Here is a 25,843-nt window from a genome sequence, read left to right on the forward strand (position 1 = left end):
CCGCAATCGACGAAGTTAGTCGATCGCGATTTCCAAGGCAAGTTTTTTCGGAACTCAGCCCCAGTTCACCTGTTTTTTGCGATGGGGGTGACCCGAATTTCATCGCCGACCATTTTTTGCAGTGCCTCGGCGACTCGCACGGCGATCGCCCTGCTGCCCGCCGGGTTACTATGAATCCCGTCATCACTCAACTGAGACTCGGGCATCCACATCCCCGGCGGTGCCACGGGACTCATCACCACAATCTGCCGTAGCCAGGTATCCGCCACGAGCTGGACATCCTGTTCATAGGCGATCTCACGCTCGAGACTTGCAAACGGATCGAAGATAAATCCTCGCGGGATTTCCATCAAAATCACTTCCGCATCGTGATCGCGACAGGTTTGGATCATTTTCAGTAGATTCGCCATTGTTGCCGCTCGGGAGTGTCCCTTTAGAAAATCGTGGCCACCGAGTTCAATCACGACCACCTGAGGATCATCGGCAAGCACGCGGTCCAATTGCCCGAGTCCTTGTGACGTCGCGATCCCCGAAAAGCCTCGATTCACAACCGGCACGCGAATCATCGCTTCCAATGCACCTGGGTACCCTCGATCGGGGATCATCCCTTGAGTCAAACTGTCGCCCAGACAGACCACGGGCCGAGAAGGGTCCAGTACCAGTGTGCGACTGGAATTGGCGATCGCGTGGAACTCATAAAACATCCATCCCCAGCACATCCACAATACCGTGACGCAAAGCCCTGCGAACCGTCTGTCGTGCAGGCGATGATGTCGATAGCGAATCCGGATGGCAACTACAAGCAGCATCACGCACCCGAGCACGATCATCGCAGGCGTACGTGGCACCAGTTTGACCGCTAGAATGACGACGCAAGTCAACAGCGGAAGCCAACCTGGCCGATCTCCAAAGAGCAAAACGGAAGCCCAAACCAACCAGAAAGCCACCATCCAAGGCAACACACTAGGGAAACTCAACAGCGAGACCACCACCACGATGGCGATCACCAGCGTCTTGAAAACACCTAAGAGCGAGGTCTTTGGTTTGCAGGGAGAGGGCTGTTCCGACGGGTCATCGGATTCAACAGGCTGGTTCATGGATTTGCAATCACTGGCGATGGCAAATTACAATTCGACCATCATAGCCCACCCTCGCCGATCACGGTCGATTTTCGGACTCACCTGCTGGCTGGCAGTGATGGTACAATCAATTCACTTGAATTACACCGACGTCTTGTCAAACCGTTTTGTCAACCAAGGTTCCTGAGCGTAGGGCCGGTTCCCACCGGCCTTCCTTGCAAACTGGATATCTAATTTTCGCTCATTCCCAACAGTGTGCCACTGCACTGGACATCCAAGATCTGTTCGGCTGAGCAGCACGCAAGGAGTCATCGGGCTGAACAGCCAGTGTCAGCAGATAAGAAAAAAAGGAGCAACCGCTTGGACTTCGTGCACCGACGATTACGCCGGAGTCGTTACAGACATTAGCCGGCGGTCGAGCGAAGCGAACACCGCCGGAAACCGATGCAAACGCGAACACCATCCCCAAAAGGTGGTCGTAGATCCGTCATCATGGATGCTATGACAGGATGGAAGCCTATCCCACATCCTTGATTTCAAATTCGAGTGTTCGTCGCTGTTCGGCTAACTCCAAGACAGCACACTAGAGAAACTCAACAGCGAGGCCACTAGCAAGATGACTATGGCAAGTTGTAATTCGACCATCATAGCCGAACCTAACCAATCACAGTCGATTTTCGGACTCAACTACTGGCTGACTGTGATGGTACAGTCACTGTCCCAAACGACATGACGTGATCGATCAGTCGTTTCTCAGTGGATCCCTAAACTCTTGATCCGTGACGCGAGCGTCGTGGGCTTCATCCCAAGCCGCTCGGCGGCTCCACCGACTCCTGAGACTTTTCCGTTAGATTGCGTTAGCGCGAGGCGAATATTGGCGGCTTCCCACTGACGAAGTTCTGCGGCCGTCATGACACGCTCATCGTCAAGTGACGCAACGATTCCCGGTTGCGCGGTGGTTGATTTGCGGTTCACCGCTTGCACCGGATCGAGCTGGAATCGCAATCGTCCAGCCTGGGATGTGATCATGGCTCGCTCGAGAACATGCTGGAATTCACGAATATTGCCAGGCCAATCATAACGTTGCAGATCATGGACATTCGCCTTGGTCAAGCGAGGAACGGGGCGGCCGAGCTTTCGTGCAAGCTGTGCGAGCAGATGCCCAGCTAATAAGGGAATGTCCTCTTTACGTTGACTCAGCGGCGGCAACTCGATCGGAAACACACTCAGTCGATAGTACAGATCACTGCGGAACCGGCCCCCATCGCTTTCGTTTTTCAAATCTCGGTTCGTCGCGGCGATGATGCGAACATTCACGCGGCGTGTTTGCTCTTCACCAATTCGCTCTAGCTCACCTTCCTGTAACACTCGCAACAACTTGCTTTGCAGATCAAGCGGTATCTCACCGATCTCATCGAGGAACAACGTACCCGCATCGGCCAATTCGAAACGGCCGACTCGATCACGCACGGCGCCGGTAAAGCTGCCTTTGGTGTGACCAAAGAACTCGCTGTCGTACAACTCGCGAGGGATCGCGGCGCAGTTGACCTTGATAAGCGGTCGATCGCTGCGTGATGAACGCCGATGAATCTCGCGGGCAACCAGTTCTTTGCCGGTCCCACTTTCACCGGTGATCAGAACGGTTGAATCGGTCGGAGCAACCAACTCGATTTGCTCGGCGACCTTTTGCAGCGCCGCACTTTTGCCCACCATGTCTCCGAACGCGTTTCTCGTCCGCACCTCCTCTTGCAAATAGTCGTTCTCCATTTCCAATCGGCGACGAAGCGACTCGATCTCCTCCCATGCCGACGCATTGGCAATCGAAGCGGCCGCGTGATTGGCGATCGTACGCAGCCAATCCAGGTCTTCGTCATTGATGGTGGTTCGGCTGAATACCCCCAGCACGCCGAGGACTTCGCCACGGTACACCAGCGGTTGGCCGCCGAAACCTCGAATCCCTTCTGCCCTAGCCCATTCCGGGTGAACCAGCCAATCGGGTTGGCCTAAAAGATTGCCGACCTCTAGTGGTTCGCCGGTCGCTGCGATCCGGCCTACCTTGCGAACGCCGATCGGAAAACGCCGAAACGCACCGTCGGTTCGCGAGAACTTTCGCTGCGGATCCACTACCGAGGCACCGGCGCTGGCTACCAAATGCAGACATCGGGTTTGATCGGGACACTCCTGACGCAACGGACAGGTCTCACAACCGGCGCCGGGTCGAATCAGCCAAATCCTCGCCAATGCCACCGCTGGCGACGCGGCAATGCGATCAACAATCAAGTTTAGCGCATCGTCCACCTGCAGCCGCTGAGCCAACTCTAACAGCAGCGTTTTGGGCTGATCGATCAAAGACGTCTTTTCTTCGAGCATTCGCAAACAATACACGACATTTCGTGAATCGCAAGCGATCTTTCGTGAATCGACGATATCTCGTTGCGTTCGCCAGCCGCGCATAATTAACGCAAACAGTTTACGGAAAACGACTTACGGATTTCCACACGATTTGGTCCGAGACGTGCCTAAGGAAACGGTGACAAGCAGTGGCTTTCACTGTTTGCAGTTTAAACCCCCTTTCTATAAGGAAAGAAGCAATGACCCGAATCAGCCCCATCGACCCTGCAAAGGCAACCGGCCCCGCCAAAGCACTGCTCAACGGCGTGCAGTCCAAACTGGGTATGATCCCGAACATGATGTCGACGATGGCCAACTCGACGGCTGTCTTGGATGCGTATTTGAAATTCAGCAGCGCGCTGGCCGCCGGAGCACTCTCGGCCAAGGATCGCGAGCAAATCGCGCTGGCGGTCGGGCAAGCCAATCAATGCGACTATTGCTTGAGCGCCCATACGGCGATCGGCAAGATGGTCGGGCTGACGACCGACCAGATCCATGACGCCCGATTGGCGAAGTCCGCCGACGCGAAATCCGATGCGATCTTAAAGCTCGCCGCTCGGCTGGTGGAAAAACGTGGCTTGGTCTCCGACGACGAAGTCGCCGCAGCGAAGGCCGCTGGTTTGACTGATGGCGAGATCGCCGAAGTCGTTGCCAACACGGCGCTGAACCTGTTGACCAACTACTTCAATCACGTCGCGGAAACCGACATCGATTTCCCTGTGGCGGAGCCAATCGACACCGCTGCATCCTGCGGCTGCCAGGGCGATACGTGCAGCGCCGCGTGATCAACCGTTCGATTGGACTACAAACATCAAAGTATCTCGTTGGAGGAAGATCACATGTCAAAACCAACTGACATTCGCCCCCCTTTCACTCGTGAAACGGCGGTGCAAAAAGTCCGGGCTGCCGAGGATGCTTGGAACTCGCGTAATCCAGAACGCGTTTCGTTGGCCTACTCTCAAACCAGTCAATGGCGGAACCGCGAGACGTTTGTCGAAGGACGTCCGCAGATCGTCGAATTTTTGAAAGGAAAGTGGGACCGAGAACAGCAGTACCGTTTGGCCAAACAATTGTGGTCATTCACGGACAACCGAATCGCGGTTCGGTTTCAGTATGAGTACCACGACGAATCGGGAAACTGGTTTCGTGCTTACGGTAACGAAAACTGGGAATTCGATCGCGATGGCTTGATGCGACGCCGTGAAGCCAGCATCAATGACTATGCGATCGAAGAATCGGATCGAAAGTTCCACTGGCCACTCGGTCCCCGCCCGGCGGACCATCCCGGCTTGGAAGAGTTTGTCAAATAGTCAAACAGACGGGCTCTTATCTTCAAAGTCGGCCGCTACCACCGGCGGCCGACTCGCGGGCAACAGGGCACGGCTTCGATTGAAAAATCGTTTTATTCCGCTGGCGTGTAGATCGCGTGGGTTTGCGAGTTACCGTTTTGCAGGTGGATGCCGACGTCGTCCAATAGCGTGCCAGACTGGGCACTGACCGACACAATCGCCAGTGAATAGCGTGATAAATCGGCAGCGTATTGACGTTCGGTTTGCAACAGTTCTTCTTGCGCATCGAGCAGGAATTCGATTTGAATCTTGTCGGAATCAAACAACACTTCGGAGGACCGCAAACGATCTTGCGCGGCTTCGTATTGTAACCGCGAGTAGTTCAGCGAAGCGTAGGCGGAATCGACCTCGGCGATCGCATCCTTGATTTCAAATTCGAGGGTCCGCTGCTGTTCGGCCAACAAATTGCGTTCTTTCGCTAACAGCAGTGAGGCGTTGCGTACCGCCGCACGGGCTTGTCGGCGTCCCGCAGTGACCCCCATCTCAAGACCAAATTCCCATTCTTGATGATCGCCGGTGAAAAAGTCGTCATAGGCACTGCCAAATCGCTGCTGACCATTCCCCGTCAAATCGTCACCGAAACCACGAAGCCGATAGCGACCGATCATGTCCAATTGAGGCAGCAAGAAATTTTTCGACGCCACCAACTGCAACTGCTGTTGCTGGACCTTTAAACTTTGCCGTTTCAGTTCGGTCCGATTGGCCAAAGCCTGATTGAACACACTTTCAAAGTCAAAATGGAACTCCGCCTCAGGGCCGTCTTCGATCGGCTGCAAGATTTGGCCATCGCTAATCGGCAATCCAACCATTCGCCGCAGTCGCCGCTCAGTCGCAAACAACCCGGTTTCCGAATCGCCGCCACCGAGTGCCAGTTCGGCTTCGCGACAATAGCGATAATATTTCGCTCGTGCCTGAGCCTCTTTGTTCGCCTCGCCACCATCAACTTGTGCATGGCTGCGAGCCAACACGCTCTGCCACGTTCGATAGGCGAGGTCACGCGCCGCGATGATACTTTCGTAGCTGCGATATTGCCGTTTTAAATCCCAATACACTGCGTACAAGTCTCGTACGAACGTGCGTACCGCGATTTCAAAATCGGCTTCGGTGATGCGAGTATTCAAACGGGCAATTATGATCCCCTTTGAAAAATTAAAACCGGGCTGAGCATTTGGACCTGCAATCGAATTGAACTGCTTGCCCGCACCTCGCAACAGCGGCTGACGCACTCCGGCTTCGAGCTGCGTTTCCCAGTAACTCGGGAACCGATTGGCCGCGCGATTATTGGCATCGTATTGCTTGCGGGTTGTCAGATCCCAAGTCGCACCCGAGAGCGTCCGCTTTTGAATCCCGGCGTTAAAGGTCGCATAATCTTGCGTCAACTCTTGGACGTCGCCGCCGAGCGTTGCATTGTTAAAAACGCGATCGTTGTTCTGGGACGTGGCGCTGGCGGAGAGCGTGCTGTCAAATGCCGCCAATGCGGCTTGCGGTCCAAAAAATGGATCGCTCGCGGTAATACTGCGGTCGTAAACGGTGGTCGCAGATTCGGGCGATTCCAAAATCCGTAGCCCCAACGGATGAAGCACCGGACTTTGCGATAATGCCAGGTGAAGCATTTCGCTTTCGCTGATCGGACGTGTCGGCAACCCGTTGATGGTGTTAGTCACCATCGGAAGCGATGTCGCTTGAACCGACGGCAATTCCGAATCATCCGACATCTCTTCGCGTTCGAGATCCATCGAATCGGCAAGCGGAGTCGAGGCAAGATTGGCCGCTGAGGCAGCGATTGTGGAGGGATGTTGTTTTGGCGAGACGGGCTCGGCTGAGGAAGCAACGTGCGGCGTTTGCGGCGACACGGGCCAATACGATTGCGGGCTACCGAGCGTAACACCTGAGAGCGACGGTTTTGATCGAATTTCGATTTGCTTGGCGGGCGCTTCCGCAACGCCAGTGGACCTGGCGGTTTTCGGACCCGCAGGACGGATCGGGTACCCAGTCAATTGAAACGGAGACGTCTCGGTGGTTGGGCTGGTAAGCTGCGGATCGCCCGTGACAATCTGACTCGTGACAATCTGACCCGCGACACTGCTATCTGCGACACTGCTATCTGCGGCACTTCGCCCCTTTGCAGCGTAGCTTGAACGAGGCCAGCGCTGAGCATCTCCGCTGACACACCCCCCGCTGATCACCAGCAGGCTGAGGGCAAATCGCAACCGACGTCGTTTCGTTTCTTGCAAATTTGCCAAGCGAAGCTCATCCTTTCGCCGCGATTCCCCCACAAGGGCCGGGCCAGCTCGGGTCACACCGCGAAATCGAACGCGAGGCGAATTCCAGCGATACCGTCAGCCAAATCCGTTTGGCCGTATGATTGATGTGAATCGGTCGCTTTCGTTCTGCGACTCAAACCTGTAACGCGGGATTGCTAAACACGGTACAACCGTCACCATGATGGACAGAACGATTGTGCCGATTGCGAGGAATTCTTGGTGGCCAACATGACAATGGAAACAGCGAACCCAACGCCCCGAACCCAAAACTTGACGACGTCGTTTGGTATGAAAACGATGGTCATGTCGTCGGTACGCCATTCTTGGCGAGTTTCGGCCTCGGTCGCACTGGGTGTCGCGACGGCCACCGCGGTGATTGTCGGAGCGTTATTGGTTGGCGATTCGATGCGAGGCAGTCTGCGTGAATTGACGATCGAACGACTCGGACGCACCGATTCCATGGTCGCACCGGGACACTTTTTCAACAGCCAACAAGTCACAGGCGATTCCAGTGACGCTGTCCCGCTGATTTTCTTTCCCGCAGGAATTGTCGAATCCGAAAATGCCGAAGGCGATGTCACCCATCGCGCCGGATCGGTGCAATTGATCGGATGTGACGAGAATTTCTGGGACTTGGGCGTGCAAAGTGTTCGCCCGGACGTATTGCCCAGCGACGAAGGGGTGGTGCTGAACCAGGCGACTGCGACTGAGTTGGGGGTCGACGTCGGAGACTTAGTCACGGTGCGGCTGCCGGTCGAAGCCGCCGTGCCTGCCGACAGCCCACTGGGCCGTCGCGACATCCAAAGCGAAGGACTGCCGCGAATGGAGGTGCTGAGCATCATTCCGGATCGCGGCTTGGGACGATTTTCTGTCACGGCCAGCCAAGCTGCCCCGCTGAACGTTTACCTTCGCCGCAAAACCGTTGCCGAGGCGCTACAGCGTGAGGGACAAGCAAATTTACTGCTGTTTGATTCGGCCATCGATCCGTCGGCGTTAAACATCACACTCGAGGCACTCGGTTTGGATCTGAAACAGGTCAAACAAGTTTTTGTCGGCGAAGGAGACGCGGCGGGCAGCAGCGAAAGCGAAACGATTTTTGAATATATGTCACTGACCAGCGATCAACTGTTGCTTCCCGAGCAAGTCGTCGAGCAGACCGTGCAAGCGTTGGGACGTGACCGCGTGACCGAGGTCTGCACGTATCTGGCCAATGCCATTGAACGAGTCGACGATGATGGCAAAGTGATTGCCTCAGTCCCCTACAGCACGATCACGGCGATCGATTCCACACCGGAATTGCCGCTGGACTACACGTTGCCTGCGAAGTCAAACCGCACTTCCTCAGGTGCAGCCGGCGACACATCCCTTGTCCCGCTGGTCATTAACGACTGGACCGCCAAACAGCTTGACGCGGAAATCGGCACGCCGCTGCGGATTGCCTATTACGAACCCGAAGTCGAAAACGGAAACGAGATTGAGCGACATTTCTCTGCGGTGGTAACCGGCATCGTTCCGATCACGCGGCCCGCGAAACCATACCGTCGATCACGCGAAGCGGTGTTTGACAAGCCTCCCACCGTCTACAACGATCCCGATTTAACCCCCACGGTGCCGGGCGTAACGGACCAGGATTCGATCAGCAATTGGGATTTACCCTTCAAACTGACTCGCGACATTGAATCGGCAGATGACGAGTACTGGAACGATTTCCGGCTAACCCCGAAAGCATTCTTGCCGTTGGCCGAAGGTCAACGTTTATTTGGCAGCCGGTTTGGCAACACGACGGGGCTTCGTATCAAGGTCGTCAAAAACGAAAGCAAAGCCCAACTGCAATCCAAAGTACTCAGCTCGCTTAAGCCTTCGTTTGATGATCTGGGTTGGTCGATCCACCGCATCCGCGAGCAACAACTTGCCGCATCACGAGGAACAACACCGTTTGACGCCCTTTTCTTGTCGCTTAGTTTTTTCGTCATTTTAGCGGCGGTAATGTTGATCGCGATGCTGTTCCGACTGGGGCTGACACAGCGACTAAAACAACTCGGCACACTGCTGGCTATCGGATGGACCCCACGTCGGCTCGGACGCTTGGTGCTGAGCGAAGGAGCCGTCGTGGCAACGATCGGCGTCGTACTGGGGATCTTCGCCGGCATCGGCTATGCGATGTTTGTGTTGTGGGCGCTACGATCGTGGTGGGTCGGCGCGGTCACGGTGCCATTTCTGACATTCCACTGGACGCTGCGAAGCTTGCTGATTGGTTCGACCGTCAGCTGGGTCGTTGCGATGGCCACGTTGGCATTGACGGTTCGGTCGATCGTACGAGTTGACGCACGCAGTCTGTTAACGGGAAGGGACCAAGATCGATCGGCAACGACCTTGCGAAAAGGAAAAACACGCGGCGTGTCGCGGTTGCGGATCGCGGCGATTTCACTCGGCGTGTTGGCCGTGGTGGTTGCGGCACTGGGTGCCCAGGCAGGCGGTCAAGCCGCGGCGGGTGGCTTTGTGGGCGGCGGCATGTTGTTGCTGGTCGCCGCACTGACGTTGGTCTACACCCGACTGAAACAGCCGCATCTGCGATCCAACGATTCGGTCGCCACACTTTCCTCGTATCGATCGCTGGCGACGCGAAACGCCGCACGGCATCCGCTGCGAAGCACGCTGACGATCGGGTTAATGGCCACCGCCGCGTTTTTGATTATTGCGATCACGGCATTTCGGCTGCGGCCAACCGAAGCGGGCAGCGGCGGATTCGACCTTGTCGCGCAAACCGCCCAACCGCTTTATCGCGACTTTGCCAATCCTCAAATCCGCGAGGACTTGATGGGCAAAGACGCCGCGACGATGGCCAATGCGATCGTCGCCCCGATGCGAATGCGCGCCGGACAAGACGCGAGTTGCAACAACTTGTACCAAGCGACCAGCCCCACCGTGCTGGGCGTGCCCGCATCGTTTGCCAACCTGTTCCATGAAACCCCCGAGCGTCTGCCGGGTTTTGAATGGGCGAAATATGCGGCGGTTACGGACGGTCAATCGCCTTGGGAATTACTTTCGCCCGCAGCCAAGGGAACCGCAGAAGACCCGATTCCGGTGATCATCGACTTGAACACCGCGATGTGGAGTCTGCAGATGCAAAAGGGAATCGGTGAAACCAAGGCGTTTGAGTTTGAACCTGGCAAACCGCTGTATCTGAAAGTGGTGGGGCTGTTATCGAACACGCTGCTGCAAGGCAAATTGCTGATCGGTGAATCGAATTTTGAAACGCAGTTTTCCAATCTCAGTGGCTATCGCTACTTCTTGATTGATGCAGAGCAGGACAAGATGGCCCAGGCCGCTTCGGCGCTGGAAAACCGGCTGGGCGATGTCGGGATGGACGTTTCGCAAAGTGAATCGATTCTGGCGAGCATGATGGCGGTGCAAAACACCTACCTGCGTACGTTCCAAAGTCTGGGGGCGTTGGGACTGTTACTGGGCACGGTCGGATTGGCGATCGCTCAATTGCGAAGCGTGCTAGAGCGGCGTAGCGAATTGGCGGTGTTGCGAGCGATCGGGTTTACTCGCGGGCGATTATCGGCCATCGTGCTGCGTGAAACCAGCATCCTGCTGTTGGTCGGAATCGGTTGCGGCGCCAACTGTGCGATGTTGGCGGTGTTGCCCTACGGCATTCTAAGCGGGATAAATCCACCTTGGATCGAGCCACTGTTGATCGTGATCGGTATCGTCGTCTTCGGGTTGCTGGCAGGATTGTTAGCGGTGCGTCAAGTCGCAAAAATGCCGCTGCTTGACTCGCTACGCGGAGACTAGGAACGAATGCAGATTGTCGCCCACCCCCTGACCAAAGCTTCCCATCAAATTGCGATGGACGAAGCGTTATTGCTGATCGCGGAAGAGCAAACGTCCAACGCGGGAGGAACGTGCGAGTTCATTCGCGTCTGGGAATTCGAGCACCCTACCGTGATCGTTGGGCGATCATCGCGAGTTGCCGAGGAAGTGGATATCGATTTCTGCCGCAGCGAGGGGATCCCCATTTTCCGCCGCTGTACCGGTGGCGCCTCGGTGGTCGGTGGGCCTGGATGTTTGATGTACAGCGTGGTGCTGGATCTGGATTTGCGTCCCGACTTGGCTCGCATCGACGTGACTCATCAATTTGTGATGCAGCACCTGCAAACCGCAGTCAATCGCCAACTGCGTACGGCGACCGAGGCGGCACAATTTCAAGGCACTTGCGATTTAACTTTCAACAATTGCAAGTTCTCGGGGAACAGCATGCGGATGGCTCGCCATCATCTGCTGTATCATGGCACCCTACTGTATGACGGTGATTTGGCGTTGATTGCTCGTTGTTTAAAATTTGCACCTCGGCAGCCTGATTACCGTGCCGAGCGGGATCACGAACATTTTATTACCAATATCAATGTCGACCCCGCGGAACTGAAACGCGACGTGGTGGAAGTGTTCGGTGGCCGCGAGACTTGGCGTGAAGCGCTGCCGCAATCGCAGATCCAATCGCTGTGCGAACAGCGTTACGAGAACACCGGATGGAATTTCTCGCGTTAGCGGTTTATCGTTTTAGGTCCGCACACTACAGAGGTGTCTTTAGAGGAGTCTTTCGCGGCAAACGCATCGCCCATCGATTGCGTCTTCCGGCACACGTTTTGCGTCTACTCCGCGAAGGTGCTCCTTTTTTGCACTTTGACGAAATCTCCCGTATCCCATCTCACGTATCCCATCTCCCGTATCCTCGTTTCCCATGCTTCCAACAATGAATCTCGAGTCCTTGAAATCGCAACTCGCTAAATATTCACAAGAGCATGTCCTAGAATATTGGGACGAACTTTCGGACGAAGAGCGTCAAAGCTTGGCAGCTCAAATCGAGGATGTCGACTTCGAAACCATTGCCACGCTGGTGGCCGGGAAGGACGAGAAGATCGATTTTGAAACGCTCGCGGCCAATGCCGAAACACCGCCTTCGGTTCGCGCCGACGGCAGCGGAGCGAAATGGAGCGTTGACGAAGCGCGCCAGCGGGGTGAAGCCGCACTGCGCGCGGGCGAAGTGGGCGCGATCCTGGTCGCGGGTGGCCAGGGCACACGACTGGGATTTGACCAGCCCAAGGGCATGTTTCCAATCGGCCCGATCTCGAACCGTACGCTGTTTCAGATTTTTGCCGATCGGCTACTGGCAATTGGCAAAAAGTACGGCGTCGCGATTCCGTTTTACATCATGACCAGCGATGCGACTGACGCGGAAACACGAGCCTATTTCCAAGAAAACAATTATCTCGGCATGTCACCCGATGACGTGCGAATCTTTCGCCAAGGCACGATGCCTGCGGTGGATGCCAAAACAGGCAAACTGCTGATGGCTTCGAAAAGCTCATTGGCGCTCAGCCCCGATGGCCATGGCGGAACCGTGCGGGCACTGGACCGCAACGGGTGCCTCGATGACGCGAAAAAGCGGGGCGTTAAATGTCTGTCCTATTTCCAAGTCGACAATCCGCTTGTCAACGTGTGCGAGCCCACGCTGATCGGGCACCATTTGTTGTCCGGCAGCGAGATGACCACGCAAGTCATTCGTAAACGCTATGCAATGGAAAAAGTCGGAAACATCGCTTTGGCCGGAGGCAAGGTGCAAGTGATTGAATATAGCGACTTGCCCCAAAAAGCGGCCGAAGCGACCGACGCGGACGGCCAATTGAAACTGTGGGCGGGAAGCATCGGAGTGCATGTGATCGACGTCGACTTCCTGTGCCGAGCCAGCCAGAGCACGTCGTCGCTGCCGTTCCATCGCGCTCAGAAAAAGGTGCCCTACTTGGATGCCAACCAAAACGTGGTCTCCCCGAGCGAACCCAACGCGGTGAAATTTGAGAAGTTCATCTTCGACTTGCTGCCCAGTGCAAAAAACGCATTTGTGGTCGAAGTCCTTCCGAGTGAAGGATTTGCGCCGGTCAAGAATGCTGACGGAGCAGAGAATGATACACCTAAATTAGCCAGAGAAGCGATTGTCGCGCAACATCGCCGCTGGCTCGAAGCGGCCGGGGCGAGCGTGGCCGAGGGGGTCAAAGTGGAGATCAACCCCCGATTTTCGTTAACACCGGAAGAGCTTGCCACAAAGATTCCCGCGAATTTGCATATCGATGCCGATCGTTATTTCGAGGCTTGATTACAATGAGGGGGCATAAATCGCCATAGCGACCGAGACTTTCGGCACTGGGCGTGGTTTAATCAGAGGCTCCGTCCAGATCGGGCCTGAAACGATGCCCTTCCCCCCTTCATTCCCCACCCGTTTGCAATGATCAAACCAGCTTCCCGCTTGGCCACGGCCCGCCATCGACGTGGGGGCCTTATGGCTGGACTTCTCGTTTTTTTGGTAATCGCAGGAACGGCGGGGTGGTTTGTCTACAGCTACCTGGCCAAACGCGCCGAGGGCATTTCCACTAAAGACTTGATCACGTCCCCTGTTATTGTTTCGCCCTTTGACCACATCGTATTGGAACAAGGCGAAATCGAGAGCAGCAGTAATATCGAAGTCACCTGCCAGGTGGAATCGCGGGGCAACAACTCAGGCACCGCCATTCTGTGGGTGATCGACGAGGGGGCTCGCGTTTCCAAAGGCGACAAGCTGGTCGAACTGGACGCGTCGCAACTCGAATTGACGTTGAAAGAATCGCGGATCCAAGTGATCACTGCCGCGGCTAACGTGGCGACGGCGAAAGCCCTGGTCGAACAAGCCACGATCGCTCGCCAAGAATATCTCGAAGGGGTGTTCAAAACCGAAGAAAAGGCAATTTTGAGCGAAAAGGCGATCGCGGAACAAGAGCTTCGCAAAAACCAATTGGCGCTGCAAAGCAGCGAGCGATTGGTGGCCAAAGGGCTCGTCAAATCGCTGCAGCTCGACGCCGACAAATACGCCGTCGCCAATGCCCGAAACCAACTGCAAGCCGCCGAGGGCCGCTTGCGGGTCCTGCGAGATCTCACCAAACGCAAAATGTTGGTCCAATTCGACAGTGATATTGAAGCGGCCAAAGCCCAACTCGCCGCAGCCGAAAGCGGGTTGGCCGAAGAGGAGCAAGAACTGGCCGACGTGAAAAAGCAGATTGAGAACTGCGTGATTGTCGCTCCTTCGGAAGGCGTGGTGGTCCATGCGAACCGCTACAGCTCGCGAGGCGGCAATGCCGAATTTGTGGTCGAAGCGGGAGCCACAGTGCGTGAACGACAAGCCATCATTCGCTTGCCCGACCCAAGCCAAATGCAAGTGAAATGCAAGATCAACGAGTCGCGAATCACATTGATCCAGGCGGGAATGCCCGCCAAAATTGCTGTCGAATCGGTAACCGGTTTGCGGCTAAAGGGAGCTGTCGTCAAGGTCAATCGTTATGCCGAACCGGGCAGCTTCTTCAGTTCGTCGATTAAAGAATACGCCACTTGGGTCGAGATCATTAATCCGCCTGACAACATTCGCACCGGGATGACGGCCGAGGTCCAGATCTTCGTCGAACAGATTCCCGATGCGACTCAAATTCCAATTCAAGGATTGTACGAGCACGGCGGCAAAATGTACTCGCTCGTGAAAACGGGACCTCAATCGTTCGAAACTCGCGAAGTCACGATCCGGGCCACCAATGACACGATGGCCTGTATCGATGAAGGACTTAAGGAAGGCGAAACGGTCGTGCTGAACCTGCGTTCATTCCTGACGCTGATGGATCTGCCCGAGTTGGAACAAACCGACAACAGCGATATGCGTGAAATCGCCGCCGATCGCGCTCGCGATACTGCTCGCGGCGGCGAGACGATGGACGCGACTGAGGGCCCCCGTGACGAGGCAGGCGGCCCACCGCGAGACCGGGGCGGCCCAGGCAATTCAGGCCCAGGCAATTCAGGTCCTGGCAATTCAGGCCCAGGCGGGGGCGGTAGTTCCGCCGACGGTGGACGTCCCGACCCCGCAACGATCGCCAAGATGCGGATCCAACAGTCGGACACCGATGGCGACGGCAAACTGTCACAAGACGAAATCAATGCGGTCGAAGATGAACGACGACGTGGGTCGCTTGTCGAAGCTGACACCGATGGCGATGGCATGGTCACCGAATCCGAACTGACCAGCGCGATGCAAAAACGCATGTCGCAGGGTGGCGGAGGCCCGCGATGAGCATGAAGGAAGCGTATTCCACCGAAACGCGGCCTGTGGAGGTGGTTAGCAACACGCCGCAGCGGATGGCCACGTCGATTCGTAATCTCAAAAAAGAATACGTGCTCAAGAGCGAGACGGTACGGGCACTTCGCGGCGTCTCGTTTGATGTCCCCGAAGGAGATTACGTTGCGATCATGGGGCCGTCCGGAAGCGGCAAAAGTACGCTCCTGAACATGCTCGGCTGCCTTGACCAGCCCACGTCGGGAAGTCTGATGATGGGCGACGACGACATCATCACGTTGACTGACGATCAACTTGCCGATATTCGCAGCAAGCGGATCGGCTTTGTCTTTCAATCCTATAATTTAATCCAACAGCTAAGCGTGGTGGAAAACATCCAAGTCCCGCTCTATTACCAAGGTCGGCTGGGTGCGGCAGAACTCGAACGAGCTAAAAAAATGGCCGCTCGGGTGGGACTAGCGGATCGCTTGGACCATCGCCCCTCGCAACTTTCCGGTGGTCAGCAACAGCGTGTTGCGATCGCCCGCAGCTTGATTAATGACCCCTTCTTCATTCTCGCCGACGAACCGACGGGTAACTTGGATTCCGTGACAACCGAAGAAATCCTCGGCATCTTTGATGAGCTGAACGAGGAAGGTCGCACGATCATCCTGGTGACCCATGAAGATGATGTCGCCGAGCGTGCCAAGCGAATCGTTCGGCTGAAAGACGGGATGCTTGACCGGGATGAATTGATTAGCGAAGAAAAACGTGCTGCCGCCCGCGCTGCCCAACACGAAAACGTCGTTCAACTTCTTGCAAGGCAATCGTAATGCTTTGGTTACGAACATGGCAACTTGGCATCAAAAGTCTTTCGCTGCATCCGCTGCGAACGGGTTTGACGATGCTTGGGATCTTGATCGGCGTTTGGGCGGTGATCGTGTTGACCGCGATCAGCCAAGGCGCCAGCGATCAGGTCCAAAAACAAATCGAGTCGCTCGGTGCCAACACCATCATCGTCCGCAGCGTGAAACCGCCAGACGAAAAGATGGCGGGTATGTCGGCCAGCAAGTACGGGCTGCTGCGTAGCGACTTAGAGTTAATCTTGGGCACGGTTCCCACGATCCAAGCGGCGATTCCAATCCGCGAAATTCGTCGCCAATTCAGTTACCAAGACCGCATCTTGGATGGGCGACTTGTCGGCTGCACTCCGCTTTACGATGACGTCAACAATCTGGTCATCCGTAAGGGGGGAGGTCGTTTTTTGTCTGACGCCGACGGCATCCATTCGGCTACCGTGTGCGTGATTTCCGCAGGCGTGGCGGACCGTTTGTTTCCTTACGAAGAACCGCTTGGAAAACGGGTGTATGTGCCTGAAAGCGAAGACTTTTTCAAAATCGTCGGCGTGCTCAAAGCAAGAAATCCTTCCGCAGCAATCGGTGGCTCGCTTGATTCTCAAGACTTCTCTTCGGACATCTACATCCCGATTCAAACGCTGCGAAAACGCGTCGGCGATACGATCATGACGCGGCGTAGCGGTCAGTTCCAAGTCGAGATCATGGAATTGAACCAGATCACGCTGCAGGTCGAGCGGGTCGATCAAGTCCGCAGCACCGCAGCGATGATCGAATACATGCTCGAACCCAAACATGCCGCAGTCAACGACATCGCCGTCGTCGTCCCCTTGGAACTGCTGGAACAAGCCCGAAATTTGCGGATGATGTTCCTAGGAATCGGGATTTTGATCGCCTGTATCTCGTTGATCGTGGGCGGGATCGGGATCATGAACATCATGCTGGCAAGCGTTACCGAACGCACCCGTGAAATCGGCATTCGTCGTGCACTCGGTGCAAAACGTGGTGACATCGTACGACAATTTTTGGCGGAAACACTGGTACTCAGCTTCGCTGGTGCAACCCTTGGCATCCTGCTTGGATTCTTGGGGCCGGCGATGTTCAGCGGATTGATGTGGATCGTCAAGACCGGATTTCCCGACAAGTTTGCGGCCCTTCCCGATGCGATTCGTGAAGCGGAACCCACGATCGTCTACGGCACCATTCCGTTGGCCGTCGTGATCGCGGTCGCGGTCGGTTTGATCAGCGGATTGTATCCCGCGATCCGAGCCGCACGCATGAACCCGATCGAAGCGCTGCGACACGAGTAGTCCCGGTGCAGTCGGCTGTACACTGGACAACGACCGGAGGCTTACCTAAACCGGCAATGACACTTTGGAAGCCTATCCCACGGGGTGCGAGACTATTTTGCTTTGCGAGCGACGACGCGGTGGAAGTGCAAATAGACTTCGCGGTCGATCACGCGGCGCACCCCTTCGGTTAAACACGCCGGCTCGTTTTCGCTTTCTCCGATCCGGATGACTTCATCTAATTTGGTTCCGGGCGAAACGGCAAAGGTGCGTTGGTTGATCGTCTGGTTGCCTGCATCGAGCTCGGGGATGATGAAGTGGCAAGTCGCACCAAACGTCAACATGCGAGCACCGTAGGCATCGTGATACGGCCGAAATCCGGGAAAACCGGGCAGCAGCCCATGATGCAAATTGATGATCCGTCCGCCGGCGAATTGCCAGCACGTCGAGGGAGGCAGGATCCGCATGTAGCGAGCTAAGACGACGTAGTCGACTTCGTAGCGATCCAACAACTGGACCATCAATGCATCGTCGGATGCCCCTTGTCCGTCGCCAATCATTTCGAACGCCGAACCAAACTCGGCGGCCAACGGAGCGAGCTTTTTGCGATTCGAAATGACCACCGGGACGTCGGCATTGATCCCCCCGTCGCGTACCGCTTCGAGGATCGCCCGGGGCGTGTGCTCGAGATAAGTACAGCAAACCGCCAACCGCGGACGCTCAGCCCTCAGCTCACTGCTCCAAACACGAATCGCCAACCCGGTGACTTCACCGATCTGCCGCATTGCGTCGGACAATCGGTCGAATTCGGTCGCCGGGATATCGATCCGGCAAAGCATGGCAAACAGATGCTCTTCGTCGTGATCGTACATCTGGATCTCGGCGATCCGCGCCCCCTGGCCGGTGACGTGGTGAATGATCGGATCGGCCAAACCGACATTATCGGGCCCCAGTGCTGTAATCACGACTTCCACTGATTAGTCTCTCCCTAATGTCTTCAAGCGTTTTCGAGCTTGAACTACCCCAAAACAGGCCCCAAACAAATCTAGGGGCTTTGTTGAACAATCGATGCTTTGGTAGTTTCTACAACATCCAGCATCGACCTAGAACCACCACTGCCGTGAGGAGATTCGCCCAGGTGAGCACTGTAACCCCGATCCCGACCGGGAACCGCCAGATCCCGACTGGGAAACGCCGCGATCAATTCCCCGAGGGGACGAATCTGTGCGAACACTGCACGGCAAAATGCTGTCACTATTTCGCTTTGCCGATCGACGAACCGGTCAATCGCCGCGATTTTGACTTCATTCGCTGGTACCTCGTTCACCCCGGGGCGACGGTTTTTGTCGAAGGCGAAACCTGGTATTTGCTGGTTTATTCGACCTGCCAACACTTGCAAGACGATCATCGCTGCGGAATCTACGAAACGCGACCTCAAATCTGTCGCGATTACACCACCAAAGAATGCGAATTCGAAGACGATTGGTGCTACGAAAAATATTTTGAGACCCCCGAACAAATCGACGAGTATGCCGACGCGTTGTTCGGACCTCAGTTTCCTGACCCGGATCGCAACGACCATGACTCGCTGCGAAGTCGCCGCCCCACCTCGCTTCCCCTGCTCTCGTAATCCATTTTCAAAACCGATCCAAACTATGTCGCTTATCCAGCCCAGAACACTCAAAGGTTTCCGCGATTATCTGCCAGCGGTCATGATCCCGCGCGAGCAATTGATGCAAACCGCTCGCGAGGTCTTCCGTTCGTTCGGTTTCGCGCCGATTGATACCCCAACGCTCGAACACCTGGAAATCTTGACGGGAAAAGGCAGCGACGAAACCGACCGCCAAATCTATCGTTTCCAGGACAACGGCGGTCGCGATGTGGGCATGCGATTCGACCTGACCGTCCCACTAGCACGCTTTGCGGCGCAGCACATCGGAACGCTGGGTACGCCGTTTAAACGCTATCACATCGCTCCGGTGTGGCGTGGCGAAAACCCACAAGCGGGTCGCTACCGCGAATTCATCCAGTGTGACTTCGACACGATCGGAACCGAATCGGTCTTGGCCGATATCGAAGCAGTTGCGGTGATCAACAATCTACTTGAAACGATTGGCTTTGACCGGTTTACGATCAGCATCAATAACCGAGCCGTGTTGACGGGACTTCTCGACCACTTGGGATTAGCGGACCGCAGCGTCCCGGTGCTCCGCAGTCTCGATAAATTGGCCAAGATTGGCCGCGAGAAAACGATCAACGAAATGGTCACTAGCGCCGAGATCCAGCCCGCACAAGCCGAGGCGGTCTTGCAACTTGCCGAATGCACCGGCGAAGCGGACGCGATCTTTGCCAAGCTGACCGAGATCACCGGTGGCAACGAAAAAGCGGCAACTGGGATTGGGCGTCTGCGAGATATCTACGAAGGGGCATTGGCGTCGGGTGTCCCCGCACGACGGCTTCGTTTGGATGTGTCGATCGCACGTGGCTTGGACTACTACACCGGCGTGATCTTTGAAACGATCCTCGATGATCTGCCTGCGATCGGCAGCGTCTGCAGCGGTGGTCGCTACGACAACTTGGCTGGTCTGTACACCAAACAACACCTGCCGGGGATCGGCGCCTCGCTTGGCCTGGATCGCTTGATCGCCGCGATGGAGCAATTGAAGTTGCTGCCATCGACCTCGACTCCGGCGTCGGTTTTTGTCGCCTACTTTGACGAATCCCACCGCGACGACTACTTGCGACTGGCCAGCAATTTGCGAGCTGCCGGAATTGGAACCGAAGTCTATCCCGAATCGAAGAAGCTCGGCGCCCAGCTCAAATACGCCGACAGCCACGGATTCCCGTTTGCGATTATCGCCGGTGGCAACGAGTGGGGTGAAGGCCAGTGTCAATTGAAACAATTGAACACCAAGGAAACCGAGCAGATTTCCTACAGCCACGACGACCCCAGCAAGCTCGTGGAGCGACTTCGCGAATTGCTGAATTAAGCTAACGCAGCGATTCCTTTGGCGAATCGGCCATCGCACGTTTATCAGCACGCAGTGCAAGCAAGTGAATCCGTTACACTCGCTTGCGCATCGTGCTAATATTAGGGTCGTTTTTCACCTGCCGTTCGCCTTCGCCGCGTGTGACTCGGGTCGATCCCGTTGATCGCCCAAGACGAGAATGGGTTCCACGGCAATCTGTGTCGATAGCTTCAAAGCTGATCATGAACCCAAATCGCAATGTTCCGTGTGTCCGGTGCAACACCATTCTACTGGTTGCGACTTCGGCTCAAACCGTTCAAGTGCAATGCCCAAAGTGTGGAATCTTTCTGCAAATCCCGGGCGTTTCTAACTATACGGCGCCGGACGACCTCGATTTCGAAGCAATGCAGACGAACTATCCTGCTGCGACCTTTCCAACGCAGCAAATCGATCGCTACAGGCACACAACCACTGCACCGCCACGATACGGCCCCACCGCGCCGCCACGCCACTCTCATTCGCGTTTGGCACCGCGACGCGGTATCCCGAACTGGATTTATCTGGTCCTTGCCCTCGTGATCGTGCCACCGGTGCTATGTGGCGTTTCCGGAGTGGCTCTCTATTTCTGGGTATCGAATCGCGGTTCGAGCACTCCGATTTCCGAGTCGGGTCTGCAAAACGTACCAGTCCCGGATGCCTTCCCTAGCCTGGGCGCGGTCGAACAAACGTTCGCATCCGGTGTCACGACGCACTTTGTGCGGGTACTGGGTGACCCTACGGTTGCGGGAAGCCGGATGACGATGCGGGTTTACATCCCCGCCGGAACTCACGTTAACCAATCGCTGCCTTGTGTCTTGGTCGCGCCCGCGGGAACGCCGCTGATTCACGGCGTCGACGTTGATCCTAGCGGCAGCTATCACGACGAAACACTGCCGTATGCCGAAGCAGGCGTGGTGGTCATTCACTACTCGATCGATGGTGCGATGCCGGCCAGCGCCGAAAACAGTGACCAAATCTACCTGAAATCACTTCCGCTGGCGTACCAAAAGTTTCGTAACGCCGGAGCAGGAATCGTGAACGGACGCAACGCCGTTGAATATGCGATCAAAAAAATCGCGATTGTGAATCCTCAAAAAATCTACTGCGCCGGTCACAGCTCGGCCGGAAGTCTTGCCTTGCTGCTGGCAGCAACGGAACCGAGAATCCGTCGCTGTGCGGCGTTCGCGGCGGCCTACGACCTGGAAAGCCGCATGCAGGAGATAACGTCCGATGTGACGTACCGAATGATGTTGCCGGGGATCAAAGATTTCGTGTCGGAATCATCGCCGCTGAATCACGTCGACGAATTTCGCTGTCCGCTTTTGATCTTTCATGCACTTGACGATTCCAACGTACCGCTGGAACACGCCGAGCATTTTCGCCAACGACTACAGCGAGCCGGCAAAGACGCCACCCATCTACGCGTCACCGGCGACCACTACACCCCGATGATCGAAACAGGCATTCCTGCCGCCATCGACTTCTTCAAGCGATAACGCTTACATTTTCTCGGCGAGCCGCAGTAACTCGAGCACGGCTTCGGCTGCTTCTTCGCCTTTATTGCCAACGTTTCCACCGCTGCGCTGCAGCGCCTGCTCGACCGTATTACAGGTCAGCAAACCGAAACCGACTGGCGAATCCGATTCGATCGACAACCGCATCAACGCTTCGCTAACCGCGCGGTTGATATGCTCGTCATGAGTCGTCTCGCCCTTGATGACGCAGCCCAACGTGATCACGGCGATCATTTTGGACTGTTTCAACATCCGCGCTGCGACAATTGGCAATTCCCAAGCTCCAGGAACGCGAACGACCACGATGCTGGCAGCATCATACCCCGCTTCGGCAAGCGTCCGTTTGGCGCCTTCGACCAACGAGTCACAGATCGCTTCGTTGTAGCGACTTGCGATAATCGCGATTCTGCCCTTGGGCAACTTTCCGTCCACTCCACTGAATTCAATCGACATCCTTCAAACTCATCAAAAATTCGGCGTTGTTCTGGGTTTTTCTAAGCTGTGTCACTAAATCTTGCATCGCGTCGGCTGGCGAAAGCTCGGCCAATGCGCGGCGAAGAGCCGAAATACGGCGATACTCTTCGGGATCCATCAGCATTTCTTCGCGGCGAGTCCCGCTGCGGCTGATATCAATCGCCGGCCATACCCGGCGGTCAACCAAGGATCGATCGAGCACAATCTCCAAATTGCCCGTGCCTTTGAACTCTTCGAAAATCACATCATCCATGCGGCTGCCGGTATCGACCAAGGCGGTGGCCAGAATCGTTAGCGACCCGCCCTCTTCCACCTTACGTGCCGACCCAAACAATGCCTTTGGCTTTTGCAACGCTCCGGCATCAAGTCCACCGGTTAACAATTTGCCGGTGGATTCCCCTTCGCTGTTGTGTGCTCGAGACAAACGCGTGATCGAATCCAAAAAGATAACCACGTCGACTCCGGTTTCCACCATCCGCTTGGCTTTTTCGATCACCATCTGTGCGACCTGAATATGCCGCTGTGCTGGTTCGTCAAACGTGCTGCTGATCACCTCACACTGCGGCCCGCGAACTTCGCGTTCCATGTCGGTGACCTCTTCGGGGCGTTCGTCGATCAACAAGATAAAGACATAGGCTTCCGGATAATTCTTCAACACCGCTTTGGCCAATTGTTGCATCAGAATCGTCTTGCCTGCACGCGGCGGGCTGACGATCAAACCACGTTGACCAAACCCAACAGGCGTCAACATATCGACAACCCGTGTACTCAAGTCCTTACTGTCGTACTCCATCATGATGCGGTGATCGGGATGCAGCGGGGTCAGTTCGTCAAAAGGAATTTGAGCTTGGCGAGCCATTGGATCACGGCGATTGATCGCCTCGATCCGCAACAAAGCAAAGTAGCGTTCGTTTTCTTTGGGCGGCCGAATCTGGCCCGCCACGTGACTGCCGGTTTGCAAACCAAATCGCCGGATCTGGCTTGGCGAAACATAAATATCGTCAGGGCACGAAACGTAGTGGTACTGGGCACTGCGCAGGAACCCAAAACCGTCCGGCAGAATCTCGAGCGTTCCTTCGCCGAACATCAGCCCATTGGCTTTCATTCGTTGCTTCAGGATCGAAAAGATCAATTCCTGCTTTCCGCCCGCTTTGGCGACCGTGATCCCCTCGGCTTCGGCCATCGCGGTCAGCGCGTCCTGAGGCATCTTTTGCAACTGAGCGATGTTTAGCTGAGGCGTCTCGGACTCACCGCTAGGGATCCCCACTTTCTCGCCGATTTTGTTCGCTTCGCTGACAATCTCTTCCGGCAACGACAACGGATCTCGTTCGGCGTCCAGTTCGCGAATCCGTTGATCGACCTCCTTGTCGGGATGCCGAGGACGATTGGTTTGACGCCGATAGTTGCGATACTCGCGCGGACCGCTATTGTCGTTCGATCCGCGACTATTGCGATCGCGGGGTGGTTGATTGGATTGCATGATGATTAGGCCGAGTTAGACCGGCGAGGGCAGGACAGTCGATTGGAAAAGAGATGGGTAGGAAGGTGTGAGTGCAAGAATAATTTCAAGCAGGTCGGGTTGAGAAAAGAGAAATGGTGTTCGGGTTGGCTTCGCCGTCGTCTCACTCGAGACAATGTCGATCCGCAGTGGGTTCTCCACTGCAATCGTTTAACTTAGCGTAAAGCTGGCGGACCTGCTCGAAAAGATCTTCGAGAGAGCCCTCGTTGCTTAGAACGCGGTGACTAAGCCGGCGTTTTTCTTCAATGGAAAGTTGGTTGGTTTCACGCTTGGAAAGCTGAGTGGCATTCCAACCGCGTTCTTCAGCTCGCTGCAACCGGTGTGCCCATGGGGAATCGACACACCATATCTCGTCACAAGCTCGATCCCACTTTGATTCGAATAGAAGTGGAACATCCAGTACCAAGACGTGAACGCCCTGGGCCTCCGATTGCCGGATTTGCTTCAGGATTTCGTTGCGAGTAGGCGGATGGGTCAGCGACTCTAAATAGTCTAATGCGTCACGACTCGCGTCGTCATCCCCGAAAACCACCTCCGCGAGACGCAAACGATTGACTTTTCCCTCGGCATCGGCGATTTCCGAGCCAAAACGCTCTACCAACTTGGCCACCACCTGCGGCTGGTTGAGCACTTCGCGGGCAATCAGATCCGCGTTAACCCAGGTGGCTCCGAGTCCCTGTAGATAGCGAGCAACGGTTGATTTTCCACCCGCCGGAGCTCCCACAATGCCCACGATTACCATTTCAGCTGCACTTAAAATGAGAACGAAAAGAAGCCATTCTCGCTTGTTTCGCAGCCAAATCTAGGGTGATGAGACCGCCGCAAATCGAAAAATAAATTTACTATTTTTTTTTCGCTCGTTCGCAAAAACGGCTGTCCGCTCCGCAAACCCGAACCCAGGCAACGGTTCGCAGCGATTCACCCGCCTCATTTCGCGCCCGATGTCGGGAAAAACGCCAGGATCAGGTGACTCGGCGATTCTCGGGAAGATACAAAAACGCATTGCAATTGGGGCAACGCACCAGTCGTGACAACTGCAATTGGCTCATGACCTGAGTCGTCAGCGTTTGGTAACACCCGCCACACGAATCGCCGTCGATGGGGGCAAGTGCCTCTTCACCCTTCGAGGCAGTTAGACGCACATAATCGGGACGCACGGCGCTAGGGATTTCTTTTTCGGTTTCGACAAGCTCCGCTTCGACTCGCTCGAGCTCAGCCTGCAATCGCTCGGTTTTGGCTTGCACATCAACCACCCGTTGCTCATGCTCGGATTTCTGTTTCTCCAGCTCGGCTTTGAGCGAATCCAACTCGGCTTGCAGCTCATCGATATACTCGAGCCCTTCGAGAATTTCGTCACTGAGCACGCTATTGGCCTGTTCGTCCGCTGCGATCTGCTCTTTGAATGTCGTGAACTCTCGATTGCTCGCGGCCGTGTTCAGCTTGACATTGATTTCGACGATTCGCGCTTCACGCGATTTTAACTGAAGCTGTTTTTCATCCGATGCCAGCTTCGTTTTTTTCAGCTTCTCCTGCAACTCGTCCACGTCCGACTGAGCCTTCGCGACCATCGCTTCGCCCGCCTTGATTTGGCGGGGACAACGTGAAAGCTGACTACGCAAATCGGTCAATTGACGGTGAATACGGTGTAGCGTGCGAAGCAGTGGAGCGCTGATTTCGATATTCGAACCAGTAGACATGACGACAAGACCAGTGGGAACCGAAGCAATAAGAATAACTGTACGTATAGCATATCGCTTTGGACTACGATCTGACACCACCGGGGCCGCACCGAGGTTGCCGAAGCGTTCGGGCCCCCGAAAAACTCGGGGCCACGCTCGCATGAAATGCAGCGAAAATCGCGTCTCCGTGGCGGCCGCCGCTAGACCGCCGAAACTCTTGGACGCGTTCCGCTACGCCCACGACCGCACAGACGAAACTCTTGACGAGTTTCGCTACGCTTCGTTTCGCAACGCCTCT

19 protein-coding genes are annotated in these 25,843 nt (G+C 55.7%); 11 read left to right on the forward strand and 8 right to left on the reverse strand.

Annotated features, from left to right (window positions below):
* Nucleotides 1-65 precede the first annotated feature (65 nt).
* Together ABD971_RS07930 and ABD971_RS07935 are read right to left on the reverse strand one after the other, a co-directional pair.
* Entirely contained in the window at nt 66-1,097 is a 1,032-nt protein-coding gene (locus ABD971_RS07930) for a GDSL-type esterase/lipase family protein (protein ID WP_345320960.1), read from the reverse strand.
* 735 nt (nt 1,098-1,832) lie between these two features.
* Nucleotides 1,833-3,449: a sigma-54-dependent Fis family transcriptional regulator gene (locus ABD971_RS07935; RefSeq protein WP_339938536.1), complete on the reverse strand. Its 1,617-nt coding sequence runs from the start codon at nt 3,447-3,449 to the stop codon at nt 1,833-1,835.
* A gap of 221 nt (nt 3,450-3,670) precedes the next feature.
* On the opposite strand from ABD971_RS07935, the gene ABD971_RS07940 reads away from it, so the two are divergent.
* Nucleotides 3,671-4,255: a carboxymuconolactone decarboxylase family protein gene (locus ABD971_RS07940; RefSeq protein ID WP_345320962.1), complete on the forward strand. Its 585-nt coding sequence runs from the start codon at nt 3,671-3,673 to the stop codon at nt 4,253-4,255.
* A 54-nt stretch (nt 4,256-4,309) separates the two neighbouring features.
* On the forward strand, nt 4,310-4,780 hold the full coding sequence (locus tag ABD971_RS07945; RefSeq protein WP_339938455.1) for a nuclear transport factor 2 family protein: 471 nt from the start codon (nt 4,310-4,312) through the stop codon (nt 4,778-4,780).
* A 92-nt stretch (nt 4,781-4,872) separates the two neighbouring features.
* Here the strand turns inward: ABD971_RS07945 and ABD971_RS07950 are convergent, their stop codons facing one another.
* On the reverse strand, nt 4,873-7,062 hold the full coding sequence (locus ABD971_RS07950; protein WP_345320966.1) for a TolC family protein: 2,190 nt from the start codon (nt 7,060-7,062) through the stop codon (nt 4,873-4,875).
* Nucleotides 7,063-7,311: 249 nt separating this feature from the next.
* On the opposite strand from ABD971_RS07950, the gene ABD971_RS07955 reads away from it, so the two are divergent.
* The 6 genes from ABD971_RS07955 to ABD971_RS07980 all read left to right on the forward strand — a co-directional run bounded on the left by ABD971_RS07955 (nt 7,312) and on the right by ABD971_RS07980 (nt 17,372).
* Nucleotides 7,312-10,881, forward strand: coding sequence for an ABC transporter permease (locus tag ABD971_RS07955; RefSeq protein ID WP_345321072.1), 3,570 nt, complete (start codon nt 7,312-7,314; stop codon nt 10,879-10,881).
* 6 nt (nt 10,882-10,887) lie between these two features.
* Complete coding sequence (locus tag ABD971_RS07960) at nt 10,888-11,634, forward strand: lipoate--protein ligase family protein (RefSeq protein WP_339938448.1); 747 nt, start codon at nt 10,888-10,890, stop codon at nt 11,632-11,634.
* Nucleotides 11,635-11,839: 205 nt separating this feature from the next.
* Nucleotides 11,840-13,237 carry a UTP--glucose-1-phosphate uridylyltransferase gene (locus tag ABD971_RS07965; protein ID WP_339938446.1) on the forward strand — a complete coding sequence of 466 codons (1,398 nt, stop codon included), beginning with the start codon at nt 11,840-11,842 and terminating at the stop codon, nt 13,235-13,237.
* A gap of 183 nt (nt 13,238-13,420) precedes the next feature.
* Nucleotides 13,421-15,226 carry a permuted SH3 domain-containing protein gene (locus ABD971_RS07970; RefSeq protein WP_345320969.1) on the forward strand — a complete coding sequence of 602 codons (1,806 nt, stop codon included), beginning with the start codon at nt 13,421-13,423 and terminating at the stop codon, nt 15,224-15,226.
* On the forward strand, nt 15,223-16,041 hold the full coding sequence (locus ABD971_RS07975) for an ABC transporter ATP-binding protein (RefSeq protein ID WP_339938442.1): 819 nt from the start codon (nt 15,223-15,225) through the stop codon (nt 16,039-16,041). The genes ABD971_RS07970 and ABD971_RS07975 overlap by 4 nt, the downstream gene beginning before the upstream one ends.
* Entirely contained in the window at nt 16,041-17,372 is a 1,332-nt protein-coding gene (locus ABD971_RS07980) for an ABC transporter permease (protein ID WP_339938439.1), read from the forward strand. Before ABD971_RS07975 ends, ABD971_RS07980 begins: the two co-directional genes overlap by 1 nt.
* Nucleotides 17,373-17,464: 92 nt before the next feature.
* On the opposite strand, the gene ABD971_RS07985 is transcribed toward ABD971_RS07980, so the two are convergent.
* Nucleotides 17,465-18,325: a formyltetrahydrofolate deformylase gene (locus ABD971_RS07985; protein ID WP_339938437.1), complete on the reverse strand. Its 861-nt coding sequence runs from the start codon at nt 18,323-18,325 to the stop codon at nt 17,465-17,467.
* A gap of 164 nt (nt 18,326-18,489) precedes the next feature.
* Between ABD971_RS07985 and ABD971_RS07990 the strand changes: the two genes are divergently transcribed.
* The 3 genes from ABD971_RS07990 (at nt 18,490) to ABD971_RS08000 (ending at nt 21,855) form a co-directional block, all read left to right on the forward strand.
* Entirely contained in the window at nt 18,490-18,981 is a 492-nt protein-coding gene (locus ABD971_RS07990; RefSeq protein ID WP_345320972.1) for a YkgJ family cysteine cluster protein, read from the forward strand.
* A 25-nt stretch (nt 18,982-19,006) separates the two neighbouring features.
* A complete protein-coding gene (hisS, locus tag ABD971_RS07995) occupies nt 19,007-20,341 on the forward strand; it encodes a histidine--tRNA ligase (protein WP_345320974.1) in 1,335 nt (444 codons plus the stop codon).
* A 221-nt stretch (nt 20,342-20,562) separates the two neighbouring features.
* Nucleotides 20,563-21,855, forward strand: coding sequence for an alpha/beta hydrolase family protein (locus tag ABD971_RS08000; protein WP_345320976.1), 1,293 nt, complete (start codon nt 20,563-20,565; stop codon nt 21,853-21,855).
* A gap of 3 nt (nt 21,856-21,858) precedes the next feature.
* Here ABD971_RS08000 and ribH read toward each other — a convergent pair whose 3' ends face one another.
* From ribH to ABD971_RS08020, 4 genes are all read right to left on the reverse strand, one after another.
* Nucleotides 21,859-22,326, reverse strand: coding sequence for a 6,7-dimethyl-8-ribityllumazine synthase (ribH, locus tag ABD971_RS08005; RefSeq protein WP_345320978.1), 468 nt, complete (start codon nt 22,324-22,326; stop codon nt 21,859-21,861).
* Nucleotides 22,316-23,827, reverse strand: a complete 1,512-nt coding sequence (gene rho, locus ABD971_RS08010; RefSeq protein WP_339938426.1) for a transcription termination factor Rho — start codon at nt 23,825-23,827, stop codon at nt 22,316-22,318. The genes ribH and rho overlap by 11 nt, the downstream gene beginning before the upstream one ends.
* Before the next feature lie 142 nt (nt 23,828-23,969).
* Nucleotides 23,970-24,608, reverse strand: coding sequence for a dephospho-CoA kinase (gene coaE / locus ABD971_RS08015; RefSeq protein ID WP_345320981.1), 639 nt, complete (start codon nt 24,606-24,608; stop codon nt 23,970-23,972).
* A 220-nt stretch (nt 24,609-24,828) separates the two neighbouring features.
* Nucleotides 24,829-25,563 carry a zinc ribbon domain-containing protein gene (locus ABD971_RS08020; protein WP_345320982.1) on the reverse strand — a complete coding sequence of 245 codons (735 nt, stop codon included), beginning with the start codon at nt 25,561-25,563 and terminating at the stop codon, nt 24,829-24,831.
* Nucleotides 25,564-25,843 lie beyond the last annotated feature (280 nt).

The sequence above is a fragment of the Novipirellula rosea genome (assembly GCF_039541335.1).
GTDB lineage: Bacteria > Planctomycetota > Planctomycetia > Pirellulales > Pirellulaceae > Novipirellula > Novipirellula rosea.

Excerpts from the sequence above, each read along its gene's own strand:
- ABD971_RS07930 (WP_345320960.1), bottom strand. The coding sequence starts at position 1,097 with ATGAACCAGCCTGTTGAATCCGATGACCCGTCGGAACAGCCCTCTCCC.
- ABD971_RS07935 (WP_339938536.1), bottom strand. The coding sequence starts at position 3,449 with ATGCTCGAAGAAAAGACGTCTTTGATCGATCAGCCCAAAACGCTGCTG.
- ABD971_RS07940 (WP_345320962.1), top strand. The coding sequence starts at position 3,671 with ATGACCCGAATCAGCCCCATCGACCCTGCAAAGGCAACCGGCCCCGCC.
- ABD971_RS07945 (WP_339938455.1), top strand. The coding sequence starts at position 4,310 with ATGTCAAAACCAACTGACATTCGCCCCCCTTTCACTCGTGAAACGGCG.
- ABD971_RS07955 (WP_345321072.1), top strand. The coding sequence starts at position 7,312 with ATGACAATGGAAACAGCGAACCCAACGCCCCGAACCCAAAACTTGACG.
- ABD971_RS07960 (WP_339938448.1), top strand. The coding sequence starts at position 10,888 with ATGCAGATTGTCGCCCACCCCCTGACCAAAGCTTCCCATCAAATTGCG.
- ABD971_RS07965 (WP_339938446.1), top strand. The coding sequence starts at position 11,840 with ATGAATCTCGAGTCCTTGAAATCGCAACTCGCTAAATATTCACAAGAG.
- ABD971_RS07970 (WP_345320969.1), top strand. The coding sequence starts at position 13,421 with ATGGCTGGACTTCTCGTTTTTTTGGTAATCGCAGGAACGGCGGGGTGG.
- ABD971_RS07975 (WP_339938442.1), top strand. The coding sequence starts at position 15,223 with ATGAGCATGAAGGAAGCGTATTCCACCGAAACGCGGCCTGTGGAGGTG.
- ABD971_RS07980 (WP_339938439.1), top strand. The coding sequence starts at position 16,041 with ATGCTTTGGTTACGAACATGGCAACTTGGCATCAAAAGTCTTTCGCTG.
- hisS (WP_345320974.1), top strand. The coding sequence starts at position 19,007 with ATGTCGCTTATCCAGCCCAGAACACTCAAAGGTTTCCGCGATTATCTG.
- ABD971_RS08000 (WP_345320976.1), top strand. The coding sequence starts at position 20,563 with ATGAACCCAAATCGCAATGTTCCGTGTGTCCGGTGCAACACCATTCTA.
- ribH (WP_345320978.1), bottom strand. The coding sequence starts at position 22,326 with ATGTCGATTGAATTCAGTGGAGTGGACGGAAAGTTGCCCAAGGGCAGA.
- rho (WP_339938426.1), bottom strand. The coding sequence starts at position 23,827 with ATGCAATCCAATCAACCACCCCGCGATCGCAATAGTCGCGGATCGAAC.
- coaE (WP_345320981.1), bottom strand. The coding sequence starts at position 24,608 with ATGGTAATCGTGGGCATTGTGGGAGCTCCGGCGGGTGGAAAATCAACC.
- ABD971_RS08020 (WP_345320982.1), bottom strand. The coding sequence starts at position 25,563 with ATGTCTACTGGTTCGAATATCGAAATCAGCGCTCCACTGCTTCGCACG.